This is a genomic window from Rhodococcus globerulus (genome assembly GCF_019334125.1).
In the GTDB taxonomy this organism is placed as follows: Bacteria; Actinomycetota; Actinomycetes; order Mycobacteriales; family Mycobacteriaceae; genus Rhodococcus_F; species Rhodococcus_F globerula.
The window spans coordinates 6,722,501-6,739,623 of sequence record NZ_CP079698.1 but is presented as its reverse complement, the minus strand read 5'-3'; the positions used below and the strand labels follow the sequence as shown (position 1 = coordinate 6,739,623).

The following is a 17,123-nucleotide window of genomic DNA, read 5'->3' as shown; positions in this document are numbered from 1 at the left end:
GCCGCCGCAACTGGGGTTATCGCCTACTTCTTGCCGCCGCCGAGGAGTCCGCCCAGCAGATCGCCGATGCCGCCGCCACCGGAGCCGCCGAGGAGACCGCCGAGTGCTCCGCCGATGCCGCCGCTGGAGTTTCCGCCGCCGAGAAGTCCGCCCAGAAGATCTCCGATGCCGCCGCCCCCGGCAGCCTGCGTCTGAGCTGCCGATCCGCCGCCCGTGAACTGCTTGGCGAGATACGCCAGCACGATCGGCGCGAGAATCGGGAGTAGCTGCTTCACCAGATCGTTTCCGCCGCCGACGCTACCCAGCGTGCTGGCCACCTGATCGGTGTTGTTGCCGAAGATGTTTGCCACGATCTTCTGACCGTCAGCGGTGTCGACCTTGCTGATGTCGATGCCGTCGTCGAGGATCGTGGTGTTGGCGTGCGACTGCAACGCGCTTTCGAGCGACGCCGCGCCGGCCTCGCTGTCGGCATTGGCGCCGAGACCGCTGACCAGCGTGGGAAGTGCCGATTTCACAGCAGTTTCCGCGGTTGCCTGATCTACGCCGAGTTGCTGCGCGATCTGGTCGATCGGGATCTGTGAGAGAAGGTCGTCAAGCGAAGCCATTCGATGCCCTACTTTTCTGGGGTCCTACTTGTCAGCACCCGGTTGATGCAGACACTAGTGAATGTTCGAGACCGTCGGTAGCTCGGATGTTGCGGAGGTGTCATCGTTGGGTTTTTTCTCGGGGGACCAGACATACGAGAAGCGCAAGTGCGAGGCCGCCGACGGTCAGAATGAATCCTGTCTGATTCGTCAGGATCGTGGAGTAGTTTTCCCTGATGATGTTGTCGAATTGCTCATTGACGCGGTAATAGAAGGTGCCAAGACTGGCGAGTCCGACAATCACTCCGATCCACGCCGCGAGGCGTGAACCGAACACTGCCGCAATCAAGATCGCCACGCCGGACCCGAGAAGAAGAATCATCATGGATCGGTAGAACGGTACGGACTGATCGGCGATCTGCTCGATAGCCCAGCCGGCTGGAAAGCCATCTCGTAAGTCTTCGAGACGGACATCTGCGGGTTTCACTCCGGCCAATATCGACATGAACGAGCCGACCGTCACGGCGATACCGCAGATCAGCAGAACCACATGTACAAACGTGCGCATATCACTCTCCCGAAGGATCGGTGAACGTCTAACGCGGTCGAGTTACGAGCCTAGCGACGACGCGCGTGCTTTTCGACAGGCTTTTCCTGGACGGCCTGAGTTGACCATGCACAATGTCACCATGGCGGACAATATGCGTCGACTCGAAGAGATCTCGCTGAGCCTTCCCGAAGCGCAGCGCGTCGACATCGAAGCGTGGGACGGGCATCCCACCTTTCGAGTGCGTGGCAAGAACTTCGTGTTCTGCAACGCCGATGCCACGTCGCTGACGATCAAGCTGAGCAAACCGGAAGCCGAGGCGGTGGTCGCGACTGAATCAAGAGCAACCGCGGCAGGGTACGGGTTGGGTCGGCACGGTTGGGTTGCTCTCGATCTCAGTGGCAAGATCGAGGGAGAGTACTGGGATCAGCTCGAGGAATGGATCTACACCTCGTACACCCTGGTTGCGCCGAAGAAGCTGGCCCGAATAGTGCTCGACGGGGATGCTGCGGGCGGCAACCCGATAGATTCGTGACGACACGTACGCCGATTAGACGAGGATTGGTCATGACGACACAGCAAGCACCATCGGCTACCACCACATCGGGCATGCCGCCATGGGCGAAAAAGGCCATCATGATCGGCGTGGCGGCCGTTGTTCTGGTCATCACCTACTTCATTCTCGCCGCGTACCTCCCACGCTGGTGGTCTCAGCGGATTGCGTCGCTCGCCGACGGCAGTTTCAGTGGCGGAATTGCGTGGGGCGTGATGTTCGGGCTCGTGTGTACGTTGGTCCCACTGCTCTTCTTTCGCGCAATCTGGCAGGTGCGGAAACGGAAACATGCGCGGCCGATACAGATCGGTGCTTTGGTGCTCGGTGTGATTTTTGCTTTGCCCAACTTGCTGACGCTGAGCATCGTTCTCGGAAACAGCAATGCTGCGCACGCCGGCGAACGCGTCCTCGACGTCGACGGTCCTGGATTCCGCGGCGCCTCGGTACTCGGCGCGATCATCGGTGTCGCGCTGTTCGTCGGAATCGTGTTCCTGGGCTACAGGTACAAGAAGCGTGGCAAAGAAATCGACAAGATGCGCGGCGACCTGAAGCAGCACGAACCGCAGAGCAAGGGCGAAGCTCCGGCTCCCGAAATGTGAACTACCAGAAGAGAACAGGCTTTATTACTTTTCCAGCTGCCTGATCTGTGACGGCTCTGTTGATGTCTGCGAACGCATAGGGCGTCACCAGTCGGTCGATCGGAAATTGTCCGGCGGTGTAGAGATCGACAAGCCGGGGAATGAACGTAGATATGTCGGAATCACCCTCGACGCATCCTCGAATAGTCTTCCCGTTCAACATGATGTCGGCCATGTTCACGGTGAGGTCGTGGGCTCCGAGCCCAACCACGACCAGTGTTCCGCGGCCGCGAAGTGATGTCACGCCCTGATTGACAACCGCACCGATTCCGGTGGTGTCGAGGGAATGAGTCGATCCGCCGTCGGTGGCGTCGCGCACCGCTGCCACAACGTCGCCGGAGCCGGGATCGACAACAACTGCGCCGAACTCTTCGGCCAGCTTCCTACGTTCGGGTACCGGGTCGACGGCAACCAGCGTGGAAACCCCCACTGCTCGCGCCGCGAGGAGAGCCGCGAATCCGACGCTGCCAGCTCCGAAGACCACAAACGTCGAGTCGGGTTCGGGGCGAAGAGTATTCAGAACTGCGCCGCCGCCGGTTTGAAACCCGCAGCCGAGCGGAGCTACGACGGTCAGATCAACCGCAGGATCAACGACGACGGTGTTGTCGGCTGTGGTGATGGCGTATTGCGCGAAACTCGACTGACCGAAGAACGCGGACCTGATCGGAGTGCCGTTCTGCGTGATCGGCGCCGAACCGTCGGTGCGCGCACCTGAGCTGTTGAGTCGATGTGAGCGTTCGCAATACGCCCGATGCCCACTTCGGCATTGGCGGCACGCTCCGCAGCTTCGATAGCTCAGCAGCACGTGATCGCCTTCGAAGATATGGGTGATCGACGAGCCGACGGCCTCGACGATCCCCGCGCCCTCGTGGCCGAACACGCAGGGGCCGAGTTTTTTCGGTAGCGCTGACTTGGTGAACAGATCCGTGTGGCACAGACCTGTCGCGACTATCCGCACGAGGATCTCGTCGGCGCGGGGTTCCTCGATCTCGACGGTCTCGAGGGCAAAAGGGGAGTCGGGGCCGTGCGAGAGCGCGGCGCTCATTTTTCGAGTGGACATCGAATTCTTCTCCGGGCGAATCACACTCGCTCGAGGAGGAAGTAATAGTGCTGGCCGTTGTCGAGGACCAGCTTCGATTTTCCGTTCATGATTCCCATGAGCGTTGTGTCGTCGACCTTCTTGAAATGGTCGAAGATCGGTGCGCCGTCGTAGACCATCGTTGCGGTGACTTCGCCGCGGAACTCGATGTTCCAGAGGCTCGCTTCTCCGTTGCCGCCCTTGATGTCAGAGTAGAGGTTTCCGTTCTCGTCTCGGCAGATCAGTGGTTTTGCGTCCTCGACCGAGTTGAAGGTTTTTCCGAACCAGCGGCTTGCCACGAGTTTGTCGTGGAGACGGTGGCCGGTAGCGAAGTCGTCACCTTTCCATTCACCGAGGATGTCCGCTGCGTCGACGGTCTCCAAAGCAGCCCACACTTCATCGAGTTCGGTGGGGGAGACATCGTTTTCCTGCTCGCGGAGCTTTGCGAAAGCGCTGCGGGCGTCGTCGAGGTTCATGGTTCTCCTTGTGGAACGGCGTTGAGAGTTTTTTCCCGAACCAATTTGTTCGTGAACTCTGGACGCTACGCCGAACCGGGTGGTTCGGCAACGGTGGAATCGATCTAGGATGTGCGCATGCGTTCAGCCGGGGAAGCGACCAGGGACCGCATTCTTGCATCCGCCAAGGAAGAATTTGCCCGATACGGGTTTGCGGGCGCTCGTATCAACCGCATCGCCAAGGACGCGCGAGCGAGCAAAGACCGCCTGTACGCGTACTTCGCGAGCAAGGAAGATCTTTTCTCCGCGGTCATGGCGCAGTGGACCGTCGAGACCACGGCCGAGACCGCCTTACGTGGAGACGACTTACCTGCGTACACCGGTCGACTGTTCGACAACTACCTCGCGCACCCCGAGAATGCCCGGTTGCAGGAATGGGCGGATCTCGAAGCGCCTGAAACTGTGAGTTACCACGACATTCGACGCAACACGTTGCGCCCGAAAATTGCGGAGATTCGCCAGGGCCAAGCCGACGGGCATATCGATCCCAGTTGGAACCCGGCGGAGTTGCTGATCGTGATCACCGAAATTGCCAGAACCCTGGCGCTTCCGCATAGCGGCGGTGACGTGAGACCTGGATCGTCGCGAGCGGCGGCCCTGCGAAGGCAGACTGCCGTTGACGCAGTCCGGCGCTTGATTCGCAGTTCCTGACGGTGCGTAGGTCAGGCCTTGATCGACGGCCGACCGCTTCTGATCCGGGCTACTTCGGATCGTGCAAATTCGACTCGGTCAGTGTTGTTTCCGCGGGAATAGGCCAGAGCATCGGCGAGATCTGCCGTTGCTTCGAGCACATATCCATTTCGTTTGCGATCGGCGCGGGTTCCTGCGGATCTGCGGAAAGCCTTGCGAGCCTTGTGGTTGCCGCACACTGCTGTGAGCTCGTCACCGGTGATCACGCCATGTTCGGCTTCCGGTGCCAGAATGTCGTGCAAGAACTGACGTTCACGCGGAACGGTCAACCGAAACACCCGCAACACCAAGACAAGTGCGACGACGATGAGTACGAAGAGCAGTGGGAACATGAGTGCGCTGCCCTGTGCAAGAGCGGCGGCAGAATCCCAGAGGCCGTGCAGAAGCATCGCCGTTGCCATCAGTGCGATGCCTCGGCCGAGTCGCCGCGGCTCGGCAGGTCGGCCGAGAAGGTAGACAAGTCCGGCGCAGAAGATTGCGCTGTACAACGTGTGTGCGGCAACTCCGACAACCATCCGCATCACAATGGTCGTCATCGCGGCGTCGATCTGATTGGCACCGAATTGTGAACCTGCCGAATTCAAGGCGTAGACAACGTCTTCGAAGAGCTGGAAACCGAGTCCGATGAACGCACCGAGAATGAACCCGTCAAACGCGGTGCGCACGAAGCGGGAGGCCAAGGCTATCAACAGGACGAGTCCCAGACCCTTGGCGGTCTCTTCGGTAAACGGCGCCGCCAGGCCTGCTCCCCAGTCGGCCGCCCAGGCTTGCCCGAACATCTTGGCGTACAACGCGAGAATGGCGTCGTTTGCATGCGCGGCCATTCCCCAGGTAGCAGCAAAGCTTCCCCACAGAAAGGCCACGACGATCAGTTTTGCCGGTTGGCGTGCATACCGGTCGATGTGGTGCGTGAACCACCAGAACGCCGCACCGTACGCGCTGAACAGCACGACGGAGAGTCCGATGGCCTCGCCGTAGGCGCCGGCACTGGAGGCCAGCATCGAGAAGAACTGGAAGACTCCGGTGGTCACCAACAGCAGGTACACCCAGAACGCGGCATTGCGCGGTTGGTAGAAGGTGAACGACCGTCCCCATCCGGAGTTTTCGATTGCCGAGACACGGGTGGCGTTCGAATCGCCTGTCGACTGCACAGTGGACATGGTCATCATGAGCCCTCTCCGGGTCGTTGGCTGATGCTGACGATCATGCGAGCAATAGCTTCGGTGGTCGAGGGGTCGATGTTGCTCGGGCCGACGGCAATCGCGCTGACACCCACTCCGTCGATCACAAAGGCAGCGATGACGCCGTCAGCGGTGGAATTCGAGTACCCAGCCATGACCCCGCGATGGCCGCTTTCGGTGATGATCACGGTGGGTTCACCGTTGACTCTGAACGACTCCCCAGACGCAAGCGCATCGGTGGTCGTCTTGATCTGCTCGAGCAGTTCGCGCGCGTCGCCGGTGAACGGTGCTGTTTTGACGGTGAAGGAGACGGCCCCGTTGGTCACCCTCGCGACATCCGGGTAGGTGCCGGTTATCGGGGTATCGGTGTCGCGAACTCCTGCGGTGATGCCCCAGCCGGGGACGGGAACGAAGGTTATTCCACCGTCGAGTTCCATGACATCTCCGGCCACGACTTCGTCGTCGTAGGACACCGAATCGTTGATTGTGGGTAGGACAAACGCCATGACGAGTGCAAACGCGATCACGACTGCGGCGGGAATCAGAGTGGCACGGTCGAGGCCCAACCATCGCCGGTCTACTGGAACCCATCGGTCGTCGGGTTCGTAGTGCGGGGGTTGTGGATCTACCCGATTTCTCGTATCGGTGTCAGACATCTGTGCGCCGGCTCCCTGCGGTGTTTGCGTCGAGTCATTCGCGCACAACAGTTTCCGCTGCGAGGGGCAGGGCTGCGGTGCTTGTCGAGAGCGAATCCGAGGGGTTGGACCTCACGAGGTAAAAGTATCAAACGGGATGTTTCCGAAAATCTCGAGCGAATGTAGTACCGCACTCCGTCGTGCGGGCAAACAAAAAACAGCCCGACATTCTCCGAAGAGGTGCCGGACTGTTGTTTGGTGCCCCCAGTAGGACTCGAACCTACGACCTGCGGATTAAAAGTCCGTAGCTCTACCAACTGAGCTATAGGGGCGCGGCGCAGAGTCTAACCAGACCGCGAAGCAGGTGAAAACACCGCCCCCGTCAAATGGGTGATTCCGGGATCCTGATGACAGATTCACAAACGTGTGATTGCCGCGGAGAGCTGCTGTGGCCGAGCCTGTCTGAGCGCTATGGAAGCGTGTCAGGGCGGTGCGAGAGGTGAGTTTCCGACGCGTCGCAGGATTCTGCCGGCGATCCAAAGGAGATCACGTTCGGCGTCGGTGCACTCGGCGTGGATCGCTTCGGTAAGCCATCGATTCCTCAGACGTCGATCATCGTGGAGTGCGGACGCGCCGGCGTCGGTCAGATCGATGAGGTGCGCGCGGCCGTCGGATGGATCGGATCGCCGGGTTACCAGGCCCCGAGCTTGGAGCGTTGCAATCGCTTTGGCGACCGATTGAGGCGTGACGCGCTCTAGTTGCGCGAGGGATTTGGCCGTCATGGGTCCGTGGCGGTCGAGATGTCCGAGAGCGTGGACGTGGGTGGCACTGAGGTGGGGCCCAATCCGTTCGCTATGCAGGCGTCGTGCGAAAACGCCGAGGTCCTCCGCTAGAGCGTCGATCTCGTGCTGGGTCATTGCCGCTCCTCGGTCGCCCATGAATATTAGGCAACCTAACTGTGTAGTTGATCGGTCAATGTCCGATTTTCGTCCACATATTGTGAACAAATAGTAACTGTGGTTGTTTAATCTTCTTAGGCTTGACAGCGAAGTCTCGGTGTTATGGGTGCTTCGGCATCGGTTCGAACATGGGCTCGAAACAGAGAAGCTCGGATGCGCACCCCCTGTGCCGCACCCGAGCGGCCAGAACGATACCACCCGGTGTGTTCCGGGGGTGTGCTTGCTTTTTCGGTGTCATCTGATCGAATGACATCACTAGTACTTTTGGTGGGTGTCGCGGTAAGGCTTACGTGGCGAATCCGGAGGGGATATTGTGAGCTTCCGGGGGATTGTGGGTGTCGCAGGCGGCACCTTTGGGATATCGACTCGGCGAGAGGCATAACACCGCATATGGCACGTCAACAAGAGCGTGCGCGGCGTACCCGCGCCGCCCTGGTCGAAGCGGCTGCAATCGAGTTCGCCAAGCGCGGTTACGCCGCAGCGTCGGTGAATACGATCCTTGAAGGCTCCCGTGCCACCAAAGGCGCGATGTACTTCCATTTTCAATCGAAAGAAGAGTTGGCAAGAGCGATCTTGACCGCTGCGATGGAGATGTTCACGGACGTCACCGATCAGTGGTTGAAACGGACGGACCTTGATCCGTTTCAGCTTCTTCATGGCCTCGTGCTCGACATTGCCACGCTGTTTCGAACCAACGTGATCGTGCAGGCGGAGTTCAGGCTGATTATCGAGCCGGAGTTCTATGCCGACGTGAAGTCGGGTGCCGGTCAGGTATGGGGACGCTCGGCATTCGAGTTCGCGACGCGCGCGAAGGCCGAAGGTTTGTTGCGTGAAGGCGTCGAGCCTGAGAAGTTCACGCGTGTCCTGGCCGCAAGCCTTGCCGGTCAGCGCTACATGGCGGATCTGACGTCGCAGAGTGGTGACCTTGCGCTCTGGTTCGAGGAAGCGCTCGAAGTAGTGCTCGAAGGGATGGCCAGCTCGGATTGGATCGAGAATTTTCATCGCGAGGGTTGGGCGACGGTCGAGTCCTACCTGCGGGAATAGGGTCATTTTTACTCGCTGACCTGGCGATTTGAGTTTTTCCCGTGGTGTGTCCTAAGCTATCCAAGCTCCCAACGGAATGCCGGAGGGGGTACTTGCTCGGAGTGATCCGGCGCGCCCCCTTCGTCTAGCGGCCTAGGACGCCGCCCTTTCAAGGCGGTAGCGCGGGTTCGAATCCCGTAGGGGGTACGTTTTGCGAAAGCGAAACGATGCAGTATGGTTTGACCCGCACGACACGCTTTGAGTTGCAGAAATACCCAGCTAGGACAGTGGTTTGGGAGCAGCGAGAAGATGTAGTACGGTTTCACAGCAAGGAAAAAGCAAGGCCCTGTGGCGCAGTTGGTTAGCGCGCCGCCCTGTCACGGCGGAGGTCGCGGGTTCGAGTCCCGTCAGGGTCGCAAAGCATTGTTCTCAGCCAATCGGCTGAGGGCAATGCAGTGCGATAGGCATTCGGTTCGGGTGCCGTCCGGCCAGGTAGCTCAGTTGGTACGAGCGTCCGCCTGAAAAGCGGAAGGTCGCCGGTTCGATCCCGGCCCTGGCCACCACAACTCGATAAATCAAGCTCCAGATTCTCGTTCTCGAAACGACGAAGCTGGAGCTTTTTCTATTGCCCGATTCGATTCTTCAACTGGTCGGTCGGATTAGGTCGAATTCGGTACCGGTCAGCGGGAACGTGCCGTGCGTCACTACTTGTCGAGCATCACTATTAGCCGCAGCGCCCATTCCAGGGCCGCGGGCGGTCCGGCATTCTTCGCGAAGTCCGGACCTCCTTCTCTGCGCAAGAAGGAAGTGATGGTCGACGTGACTCACTCGAGGTCCCGACGCGTCGGGAAATTCAGCCGCACAGCGGTTGCATTGTTCGGAGCCGGCATTCTGCTCGCCGGCTGTGCAAGCAACAACGACGACGGCGGCACTACCGACGGTGACACCGGATCGGCGTCGATCGTCACCGGAATGATCAATGAACAAGGCGATGCGGGCACGCCGGTTGCAGGCGGCACCCTGACGTACGGTGTCCAGGTCCTCGCATCGTCGCTGGACCCGACCAAGGTTGCAGCACGCGGCGGTTCCGGCGGCGAAGCCCTGGCGGCGGTGTACGACGTTCTGGTGAGCTACGACACGGCGACCGGTGAATTCGAACCGAAGTTGGCCAAGTCACTCGAAACCAACGACGACGGCAAGACCTGGACCTTGAAGCTGCGCGACGGCGTGAAGTTCAGTGACGGAACCGCACTCGACGCTAACGCTGTCATCGCGAGCATCAATCGGTACAACGCGGGTAAGGGCAACGGCGCAGAGCTGTGGGTCGCATCGGTCGCTTCGATGGAAGCCTCGGACGCGGCTACCGTTGTATTCAACCTGAACACGCCGTGGATGCGTTTTCCCTCGATGCTGGCACTCGGCCATGGAATGATCGTCGCCCCCAGCTCACAACAGGGTGACAAGTTCACCGCCGTTGGCGCCGGACCGTTCACCGAAGGCGTGTTCAGCCCGAGCGTCGAACGAATCTTCAAGGCCAACCCCGCCTACTACGGCGGTGCTCCCAAGCTCGAGCAGCTTCGCATGGTTGCGCTGAACGGCCCGCAGGCCAATCTCGAATCGCTGAACAGTGGTCAGCTGGACGTGGCTTACATTCGCGGTCTGACGTCGGCGATCAACTCCGCCAAGTCCGCCGGCTACCCCGGTTACATCGATGTCCTCAATGCCGGCAGTGCTGAGATCATCAACAACCGCGAGGGCCGGCCGGGTTCGGATGTTCGCGTCCGCCAGGCTATCGGTTACGCACTGGATCCGGAGCTGATCGATCAGCGCGCGGAGAACGGTGAAGGGCTTCCGGGTTCGGAGCTGTTCGGAACGACGTCTCAGTGGCACGTCGACACCCCGGGTATCGCGTACGACCCCGCCAAGGCCAAGGAACTTCTGAGCCAAGCCAAGGCCGACGGATACAACGGCACGCTCAACTACATCGTGCTCAGCGAGCCGAAGGACCATGCGATCGGTTTGGCTGTGCAGTCTCTGCTTCAGGCCGTCGGGTTCGAGGTGAACCTGATTCTTGCGAACAATGCCGGCGACATCGTTCAGAACGTCTACGTCAAGAACGATTTCGACCTCGCTCACGCCGGTATCGGTCTGTACGAGTCGATTCCCGATCTCGGTCTGTACTCGACTACCAACAGCACCTCGAAGTCCAACACTGCGGGTTACGCCAATCCCGCTATGGATCAGTTGATCGCGGATCTGCAGCAGGCGAAGGACAACGCGTCGGCGCTTGCCGTGATCAGCAAGATTCAGACCCTGTGGAACGAGACGGTTCCGTCGGCACCGGTCGGTGGATTGGCTTCTTTCTGGGCTTGGCAGAAGAACGTGCACGGTGTGGTTCCGACTGCAACCGGCATCATGCTGTTCGATCAGGCATGGATGGGCGCGAAGTAGCGTTCCAGCGCACGCCGAGAGTCCCGTCCGACGCGAGTCGGGCGGGGCTCTTTGGTGTCGCACCAAGGTTTTCTGCGTAGGTGAAGGAGTAACGCCGGATTTACACGAGAGCAATGCCGCCGACCAATTCGATCTGGAAACTGTGTGTAGTCGCAGACGCTGATCTGCGGCCGACCCGCCCGCTCAGGTTCTGACGCGGTGACGATCCTGTGGTTCGCAGCCGCAGGAACAGGGTGACGGCCCGCGCAACTGTTGCGCGGTTCGTTGCGCCCTGTCTACGTCCCGAGAGAAGAGCGGTGCGAATCGATGTCGCCACACATTCATGTAGATCTTCTGATCACTCACGCGTATCTGTACATTGACCGCAATACCGAACTGGCAGACGGCTGGTTGGCGGTTGTGGATGGACGCGTTCATTCCTTCGGTCCTACTGGATCAGCCGAGCCCAGCGCAGATCGGAAGATAAATGCCGCAGGACGTTTGGTCACTCCAGGCTTGGTCAACGCACACCACCACATGTATCAGAACCTCACGAGGTCCTTCGCGCCTGCGGTGAACGGCACTCTGTTCGAGTGGCTGACAACTCTGTATCCCATCTGGTCGAAACTCGAACCGGAAGCAGTACACGCGTCGACTTATGTGGCGATGGCGGAGCTTCTCCTGGGAGGCTGCACGACGTCGATGGATCACATGTATGTCCATCCGAGACCAGAGTTGATCGACGCACAAATTCAGGCGGCCACCCAACTCGGATTCAGGTTCCTTGCAACGCGAGGTTCGATGACCCGCTCTACTGTAGACGGCGGACTTCCTCCGAAATCTGTTGTTCAGGACAAAGATACGATTCTCGCCGACAGTGTGAGACTGATCGAGAAGTATCACGATCCCAATCCAGGTGCGCTGACTCGCGTAGCTCTAGCTCCCTGCTCACCATTTTCGGTGACAGAAGAACTGATGCGTGAGAGCGCAGAACTGGCCGAGGCGTACGACGTCCGGCTGCACAGTCATCTCGCCGAGGACATGGACGAGCATGCGTATTGCCTTCAGACATACGGGTGTACTCCGGTCGAATATCTCGAACGAACAGGATGGGCCGGATCACGCACGTGGGTGGCGCATTTCATCTATCCGAGTTCATCCGAGCAGCTTCGTCTGGCTGCAGCCGGAGTCAGCGCGGTCCAGTGCCCCAGTTCCAACATGATGATCGGTGGTGGCAGTGCCGATGCGTCGTTGTTGCGCGGTATCGGTATGCCGGTCGGACTCGGATGTGATGGATCGGCATCCACTGATCACGGGTCGATGTGGCTCGAATCGCGAACTGCGTTGTTGCTCGGTCGGTTCAGGAATGGGCCGGCATCGATGACTGCGCGCGATGTCCTGGACATGGCAACGCGAGGTAGTGCCACCTGCCTGGGGTGGGATGACGAGATCGGCCACTTGCGCGTCGGCGCCTGCGCGGATCTTGTTGTGTGGGAAGCAGAGCCGTTGGCTTTGGCGGGTGCGCTGACAGATCCGGTCGAAGCCTGGCTTCGGTGTGGACCTGCGCGAGCAGGTACGACGGTCGTCGCAGGCAAGGTCCTGGTCGACGGTGGGCAATTGTGCGATTCGGCTGTGGCCGGCGTTCTACGAACGCACGACACTCATGCACGCCGGATGCAGTCGCTTCTCTGAAACGACAGCTTTTCCTTCACTTTTCAGTCCTCCGCAACGAAACCTGACTCGAATCGAGATCACCCATGTCTTTGTCACATGAAAGTACGGACGGCAACCTGTCAGTCGAGGGTGCCGATCAGAATCTCACGATCGATACCGAACAATCGATTCCCTTGCCGAGGAAGGTCGCTTTAGGTGCGCAACAGTTGCTCGTCTCGAACGTGTGGCTTGATCCGCTGTTCATTGGTAGTGCAGCAGGTCTCGGAGCTGCCCTGTCCACCAATCTCCTGACGGCGACGCTCCTGGCGGCTGGAGTTGCAACGCTCCTGCAGACCACCAAGCTGGTCAAACTACCGGTGGTGGAGGGGCCGTCGTCGGCTTTCTCTCCGTTGGCGATCGCATATGCGAAGGCGGGTTCCCTCGCCGCCGCGGGTACCGGTTTGTTGATCGGCGCCGCAATTGTTCTGTTGGCTGCTGCTACAGGCGTTCTCGGGAAGATTCGCAGAGTATTGAGTTCCGCTGTCACGGGGACAATCATTCTGCTGGTAGGGCTGTCGTTGGCCGGGTTCACTATCCAGGAATTCTTCGGTATGCCAGGCACCGAGAACTTTGCTACGCCCTCGACGATTCTCATCGCAACCGTGACTACCGCTGTTGTTGTTCTCGGCGGGATGTTCACCGGTAAATTTCGCTCATTCTGCTTTCTGATCGCACTTGTCGTCGGAAACCTCCTCGCGTTCGCGTTGGGGCGTCTCGACTTCTCCGGTGTGTCGGCGGCACCGTGGCTTCGATTCCCGACGCTACTGCCGTACGGATCGTTGACCTTTGATCTCGGCATCACCGTGACCATGTGCATCGTGTTCTTCGTGGCCGTCGTCGAGGCGATAGGGATCTACGAAGCAACAGCGCGTCTGACGCGACTCCCTCTGACGGCCCGACAGATCAACGCGGGTGTGGCGGGCGAGGCAGGAGGCTCGATGTTGTCGGCTCTGTTCGGCGGGTTCGGTACGACCGCGTACGCCCAGAATCTTGGCGTCGTTCGGATTACCGGCATCGGAAGCAGATTTGTGGTCCGTGTTGCCGCGTTGATGATGATCGCACTCGCGATGTTTCCCAAAGTCGCGGCAGTTCTGGTCACGACGCCGGCGCCGGTCATCGGTGGACTCTTCCTACCCGCGGCCGCGACGGTCGTCATTACCGGGGCGCAGGCAGCGTTTCGTGATCGTGGTAACTCGACGCACAATCTGATTGCCCCGCTCGCGCTGATGGCAGGACTCGGAGTGCCGGCGCTCACCGGGTCGCTTGTCGGGGTGTGGCCGGAACTCGTAGTGCAGTTAGCGACTCAGGGCATCGTTGTCGGCGCCGTCGTTGCAATCGTGCTCGAGTGTCTCTTTGTCGTCATTCCGAATGCGCTAGCTCGACGAGGTAACCGGAAAAGTAAGAGCACACTGTGATAACGGTGTGGCCTGTGAGACCAGTGTTACCCACGAGTTAGAAGTCGTGGGACGATACTGGTGTGGTGACCGATCGGAGCGATGGCAAAGGGAAGCGTCGTGGGAGCAGCGAATCAGCTAACTCGCGCAGCTCCTCGGACAAAACTGGCCGCGAGTCCATGAAGTTCCGCGCCCGCGCCACGACGTGGACCAGTCGGCCGTTGTCCGACTTCCACATGATCGTCGGCTTGGTCGTCCTGATCGTGGCTTTCGGTTTGCTGATGGTGCTGTCGTCGTCGAGCGTCGAATCGTATGTCCTGTCCGGTACGTCGTACGCGCGGTTCTGGCCGCAGTGCATGTTCGCCGCCATCGGTCTGGTCCTGTTTGTGGCCGTCGTGCGAGTTCCGACCGAGCTGATGCGCAAATATTCGCCCTGGCTTCTGATCTTCTGCCTGATACTGCTTGTGCTGGTCCTTATTCCGGGAATCGGTTCGGAACAAATGGGTGCGCGTAGCTGGTTTGTTGTCGCTGGAATTTCATTCCAGCCGTCGGAACTTGCGAAGCTGGCCCTTGCAATTTGGTCGGCAGCGACGGTGGCGTCGTTCCTCAACGCACGTATCGACGTCAACCGGGCTCTGCCGGTCATCGGTGGCACGACGCTTCTCGTCCTGATTCTTGTCGTGTTGGAGAAGGACCTCGGCACCACGATCACTATCGGCATCATCTTCATGTCGGTGCTGTGGTTCGGGCTGTTCCGGTTGCGAACGTTTGTCATGTTGACCGTGGGGTCCGGGGTGGCGTTCCTTGTCCTAGCGCTTACTGCCGGCTACCGCTCGGATCGAATCAAGGCCTATCTCAATCCGGACCTGGATCCGCAGGGACTGAATTTTCAGAGCACTCAGGCAAAATATGCGTTGGCGAACGGCGGTATCTTCGGTCGTGGACTCGGGCAGTCCGACGCGAAGTGGAGTTATCTTCCGCAGGCACACAACGACTTCATCTTCGCGGTTATCGGGGAAGAACTCGGCCTGATCGGTGCGCTCATCGTGGTGGCGCTCTTTGCTGCTGTCCTCGTTGTCGGGCTGAGGATCGCCAAGCGGTCCACAGATCCCTTCCTCAAGGTCATGACGGCAACTGCGACGACGTTGATCGTGATGCAGGCCTTCATCAACATCGCGTACGTGGTCGGGCTCATTCCCGTCACCGGGTTGCAGCTGCCGCTCATTTCGGCCGGCGGTACGTCGATGATCACGACACTGCTGATGTTCGGGCTGATCGCGCACGCTGCGTTCCGTGAGCCGGAGGCGGTCGCGTCGCTCGAAAGCGCAAGCCGTGGCTGGGTGCCGTTCGTGTTCGGCAAACCTCGCTTCGGCGAAGCCAAGAAGCCGAAGAAGGCGCCGCAGGGTCGAGTGCGCGAACGCCCGCAGCAGCAACGTCGGGGAGAGCAAGCGCGCCGATCCCCGCAGCAAGAACGCAGGCGGCCGGCGCAGCCGGAACCACGCCGGAGCGGTCAACCCGATCGACGACGTTCCGTCCGACGTGACGGTGACGACGATCGTCAGTATCGCGGCGGCACCCGTCCCCGGCGTGCTTCCTGATTACCGTCGGGCGTCGGGATCCCCGGTAGGCGACTACATTGGAATCTGAAATCGGCGTCGGAGAAGGTTGTGGGCATGGCAGGTGGCGATAAGCTGGATCAGTCTGTGGTGGAACGAAGCTCGGTGATCGGGCGTCGTACGACGCCGTCGCAGCGAGCACGTTTCCATCGGATTGTCGACGCTGCACTGGAATCCGCGTCCGAGGGTGGGTACGACGCGGTCCAGATGAGGTCGGTTGCCGAGCGGGCCGGCGTGGCGATCGGGACGGTGTATCGGTACTTCCCGTCGAAGAATCACATGCTGGTCGTGGCGTTGGTATGGATGTTCGAGGGTCTGCGCGACAGGTTTCACGATTACGAAATCCCGGGGGAAACTCCGTCGGATCGAATTCTGTTCGTGTTGAGGAAGAACACGGAAATCCTCGAGACCGATCATCCTCGTTACGAGGCGCTGGTTCGCGCGTACATGTTTGCGGACGCGTCGGCGACCCCGGAACTCAACGCACTGGGTGACGTCGTGACGGAGATGTTCGCGAAGTCGATCGGTGTCGAGGAGATTTCCGAGCAGCAGATGGATGCGGTGAAGGTCATCAACGACGTCTGGATGTCTTCTCTCGTGTCGTGGGTCGCCGGCCGGATGACCAGCGATCAGGTGATGGCGCACTTGGAACTTGCCGTGCGCTTGGTGTTTCGTAAGTTGGGCGGGTAGCCCGTCAGACGGAGTATCCGCCGTCGACGTTGAGTTTCTGGCCGCTGATGAAACCGGCGGCATCGCTCGCTAGGAAATGTACGGCTTCGGCGATGTCGGTCGCGGACCCGAATCGCTTCAGCGGAATTCGACTCATGGTGATGTCGAGAGCGGCTGGATCGAGATCGGCTGACGCGATGAGTCTTTCGGCCATGCCGTCGGTCAGCATGCCGGGGCCGACGGCGTTGAAGCGAACGCCGTAGCGCCCTTCTTCGGCGGCAAAGCCGCGGACCAGTTGTTCCACAGCGCCTTTGGTACCAGCCGAGAGCCCGTCGCGGACCGGGAAGCGGTCGGTTGCTGCTGTGGTGACTGCCACGACGGATCCCGACGATGCGCGCAGCGCCGGTAAGGCCGTGTGTACAAGGGTAAAGAATGCTGCGGCTTCTTGATTCAACTGCTCGGCGAACGTGGTGGGGGAGACTCGCGACAGGTGGGTCATCGGAACGTGTGGTCCCGCTGCGTGCACAAGAGTTGTCAATGATCCGAGGTCGTCGATCGCGGACCGCGCCGCCGCGGCAATGGACGATTCGCTATCGAGATCCATCGGGTAGGAAAGTGCGCGGACTCCGAGTGATCGGATTTCTGTGCACAGCTGTTCGGCGGCATCCGCATTACTGCGATAGGTGAAGGCGACGTCGTGTCCGCGGGCGGCGAGTGTGCGGGCGATTGCAGAGCCGATACCGCCGGTTCCGCCGCTGATCAAAACGGTGCGCACTGCATTCATGGTTGTCTCCCGGGTTCCGCGGTTGATGGTCTTCGCATTCAACCTAGCAAGTGCTTGGTTGGCGCGGGTAGGACAGGCTCAGATTGCTATCGCAGACGGGAGCGGAACCCTAAT

The 17,123-nt window shown here is 60.1% G+C and carries 17 protein-coding genes and 4 tRNA genes; 12 read left to right on the top strand and 9 right to left on the bottom strand.

Features of this window, described 5'->3' with window-relative positions:
* Positions 1-23: 23 nt before the first annotated feature.
* Positions 24-605, bottom strand: coding sequence for a DUF937 domain-containing protein (locus KYT97_RS30805; protein WP_033233984.1), 582 nt, complete (start codon positions 603-605; stop codon positions 24-26).
* Between the two features lie 100 nt (positions 606-705).
* Positions 706-1,152, bottom strand: a complete 447-nt coding sequence (locus tag KYT97_RS30800; protein WP_033233985.1) for a hypothetical protein — start codon at positions 1,150-1,152, stop codon at positions 706-708.
* A 121-nt stretch (positions 1,153-1,273) separates the two neighbouring features.
* Between KYT97_RS30800 and KYT97_RS30795 the strand changes: the two genes are divergently transcribed.
* Positions 1,274-1,666, top strand: coding sequence for an MmcQ/YjbR family DNA-binding protein (locus tag KYT97_RS30795; protein ID WP_045069738.1), 393 nt, complete (start codon positions 1,274-1,276; stop codon positions 1,664-1,666).
* 32 nt (positions 1,667-1,698) lie between these two features.
* Positions 1,699-2,283 (top strand): hypothetical protein, encoded by a 585-nt coding sequence (locus KYT97_RS30790; RefSeq protein WP_172935772.1) that lies wholly within the window; start codon positions 1,699-1,701, stop codon positions 2,281-2,283.
* 1 nt (position 2,284) lies between these two features.
* Here KYT97_RS30790 and KYT97_RS30785 read toward each other — a convergent pair whose 3' ends face one another.
* Entirely contained in the window at positions 2,285-3,382 is a 1,098-nt protein-coding gene (locus tag KYT97_RS30785; protein WP_219111531.1) for an NAD(P)-dependent alcohol dehydrogenase, read from the bottom strand.
* Positions 3,383-3,402: 20 nt separating this feature from the next.
* On the bottom strand, positions 3,403-3,876 hold the full coding sequence (locus KYT97_RS30780; RefSeq protein ID WP_045068844.1) for a DUF4334 domain-containing protein: 474 nt from the start codon (positions 3,874-3,876) through the stop codon (positions 3,403-3,405).
* A gap of 117 nt (positions 3,877-3,993) precedes the next feature.
* On the opposite strand from KYT97_RS30780, the gene KYT97_RS30775 reads away from it, so the two are divergent.
* Complete coding sequence (locus KYT97_RS30775; protein ID WP_172935770.1) at positions 3,994-4,566, top strand: TetR/AcrR family transcriptional regulator; 573 nt, start codon at positions 3,994-3,996, stop codon at positions 4,564-4,566.
* An 11-nt stretch (positions 4,567-4,577) separates the two neighbouring features.
* On the opposite strand, the gene KYT97_RS30770 is transcribed toward KYT97_RS30775, so the two are convergent.
* The 4 genes from KYT97_RS30770 to KYT97_RS30755 form a co-directional block, all read right to left on the bottom strand.
* On the bottom strand, positions 4,578-5,774 hold the full coding sequence (locus KYT97_RS30770; protein WP_415395111.1) for a PrsW family intramembrane metalloprotease: 1,197 nt from the start codon (positions 5,772-5,774) through the stop codon (positions 4,578-4,580).
* Entirely contained in the window at positions 5,771-6,442 is a 672-nt protein-coding gene (locus KYT97_RS30765) for a hypothetical protein (RefSeq protein ID WP_033233990.1), read from the bottom strand. The genes KYT97_RS30770 and KYT97_RS30765 overlap by 4 nt, the downstream gene beginning before the upstream one ends.
* Positions 6,443-6,677: 235 nt before the next feature.
* Positions 6,678-6,753: transfer RNA gene (locus KYT97_RS30760), tRNA-Lys, on the bottom strand.
* 150 nt (positions 6,754-6,903) lie between these two features.
* A complete protein-coding gene (locus KYT97_RS30755) occupies positions 6,904-7,338 on the bottom strand; it encodes a MarR family winged helix-turn-helix transcriptional regulator (protein WP_245005976.1) in 435 nt (144 codons plus the stop codon).
* A 432-nt stretch (positions 7,339-7,770) separates the two neighbouring features.
* Between KYT97_RS30755 and KYT97_RS30750 the strand changes: the two genes are divergently transcribed.
* The 9 genes from KYT97_RS30750 to KYT97_RS30710 all read left to right on the top strand — a co-directional run bounded on the left by KYT97_RS30750 (position 7,771) and on the right by KYT97_RS30710 (position 16,246).
* Entirely contained in the window at positions 7,771-8,424 is a 654-nt protein-coding gene (locus KYT97_RS30750) for a TetR/AcrR family transcriptional regulator (RefSeq protein WP_033233992.1), read from the top strand.
* Positions 8,425-8,537: 113 nt separating this feature from the next.
* A tRNA-Glu gene (locus KYT97_RS30745) sits at positions 8,538-8,610 on the top strand.
* A 135-nt stretch (positions 8,611-8,745) separates the two neighbouring features.
* Positions 8,746-8,819: transfer RNA gene (locus tag KYT97_RS30740), tRNA-Asp, on the top strand.
* A gap of 70 nt (positions 8,820-8,889) precedes the next feature.
* Positions 8,890-8,966: transfer RNA gene (locus KYT97_RS30735), tRNA-Phe, on the top strand.
* A gap of 133 nt (positions 8,967-9,099) precedes the next feature.
* On the top strand, positions 9,100-10,854 hold the full coding sequence (locus KYT97_RS30730; protein WP_233364151.1) for an ABC transporter substrate-binding protein: 1,755 nt from the start codon (positions 9,100-9,102) through the stop codon (positions 10,852-10,854).
* 306 nt (positions 10,855-11,160) lie between these two features.
* Positions 11,161-12,525: an 8-oxoguanine deaminase gene (locus KYT97_RS30725; RefSeq protein ID WP_045068856.1), complete on the top strand. Its 1,365-nt coding sequence runs from the start codon at positions 11,161-11,163 to the stop codon at positions 12,523-12,525.
* A 65-nt stretch (positions 12,526-12,590) separates the two neighbouring features.
* Complete coding sequence (locus KYT97_RS30720; RefSeq protein ID WP_080711707.1) at positions 12,591-13,961, top strand: uracil-xanthine permease family protein; 1,371 nt, start codon at positions 12,591-12,593, stop codon at positions 13,959-13,961.
* A 158-nt stretch (positions 13,962-14,119) separates the two neighbouring features.
* Entirely contained in the window at positions 14,120-15,538 is a 1,419-nt protein-coding gene (gene ftsW / locus KYT97_RS30715; RefSeq protein WP_116102210.1) for a putative lipid II flippase FtsW, read from the top strand.
* Positions 15,539-15,613: 75 nt separating this feature from the next.
* Positions 15,614-16,246, top strand: coding sequence for a TetR family transcriptional regulator (locus KYT97_RS30710; protein ID WP_219111530.1), 633 nt, complete (start codon positions 15,614-15,616; stop codon positions 16,244-16,246).
* Positions 16,247-16,250: 4 nt separating this feature from the next.
* Here KYT97_RS30710 and KYT97_RS30705 read toward each other — a convergent pair whose 3' ends face one another.
* Positions 16,251-17,009, bottom strand: a complete 759-nt coding sequence (locus KYT97_RS30705; protein ID WP_033233997.1) for an SDR family NAD(P)-dependent oxidoreductase — start codon at positions 17,007-17,009, stop codon at positions 16,251-16,253.
* Between the last annotated feature and the right edge of the window lie 114 nt (positions 17,010-17,123).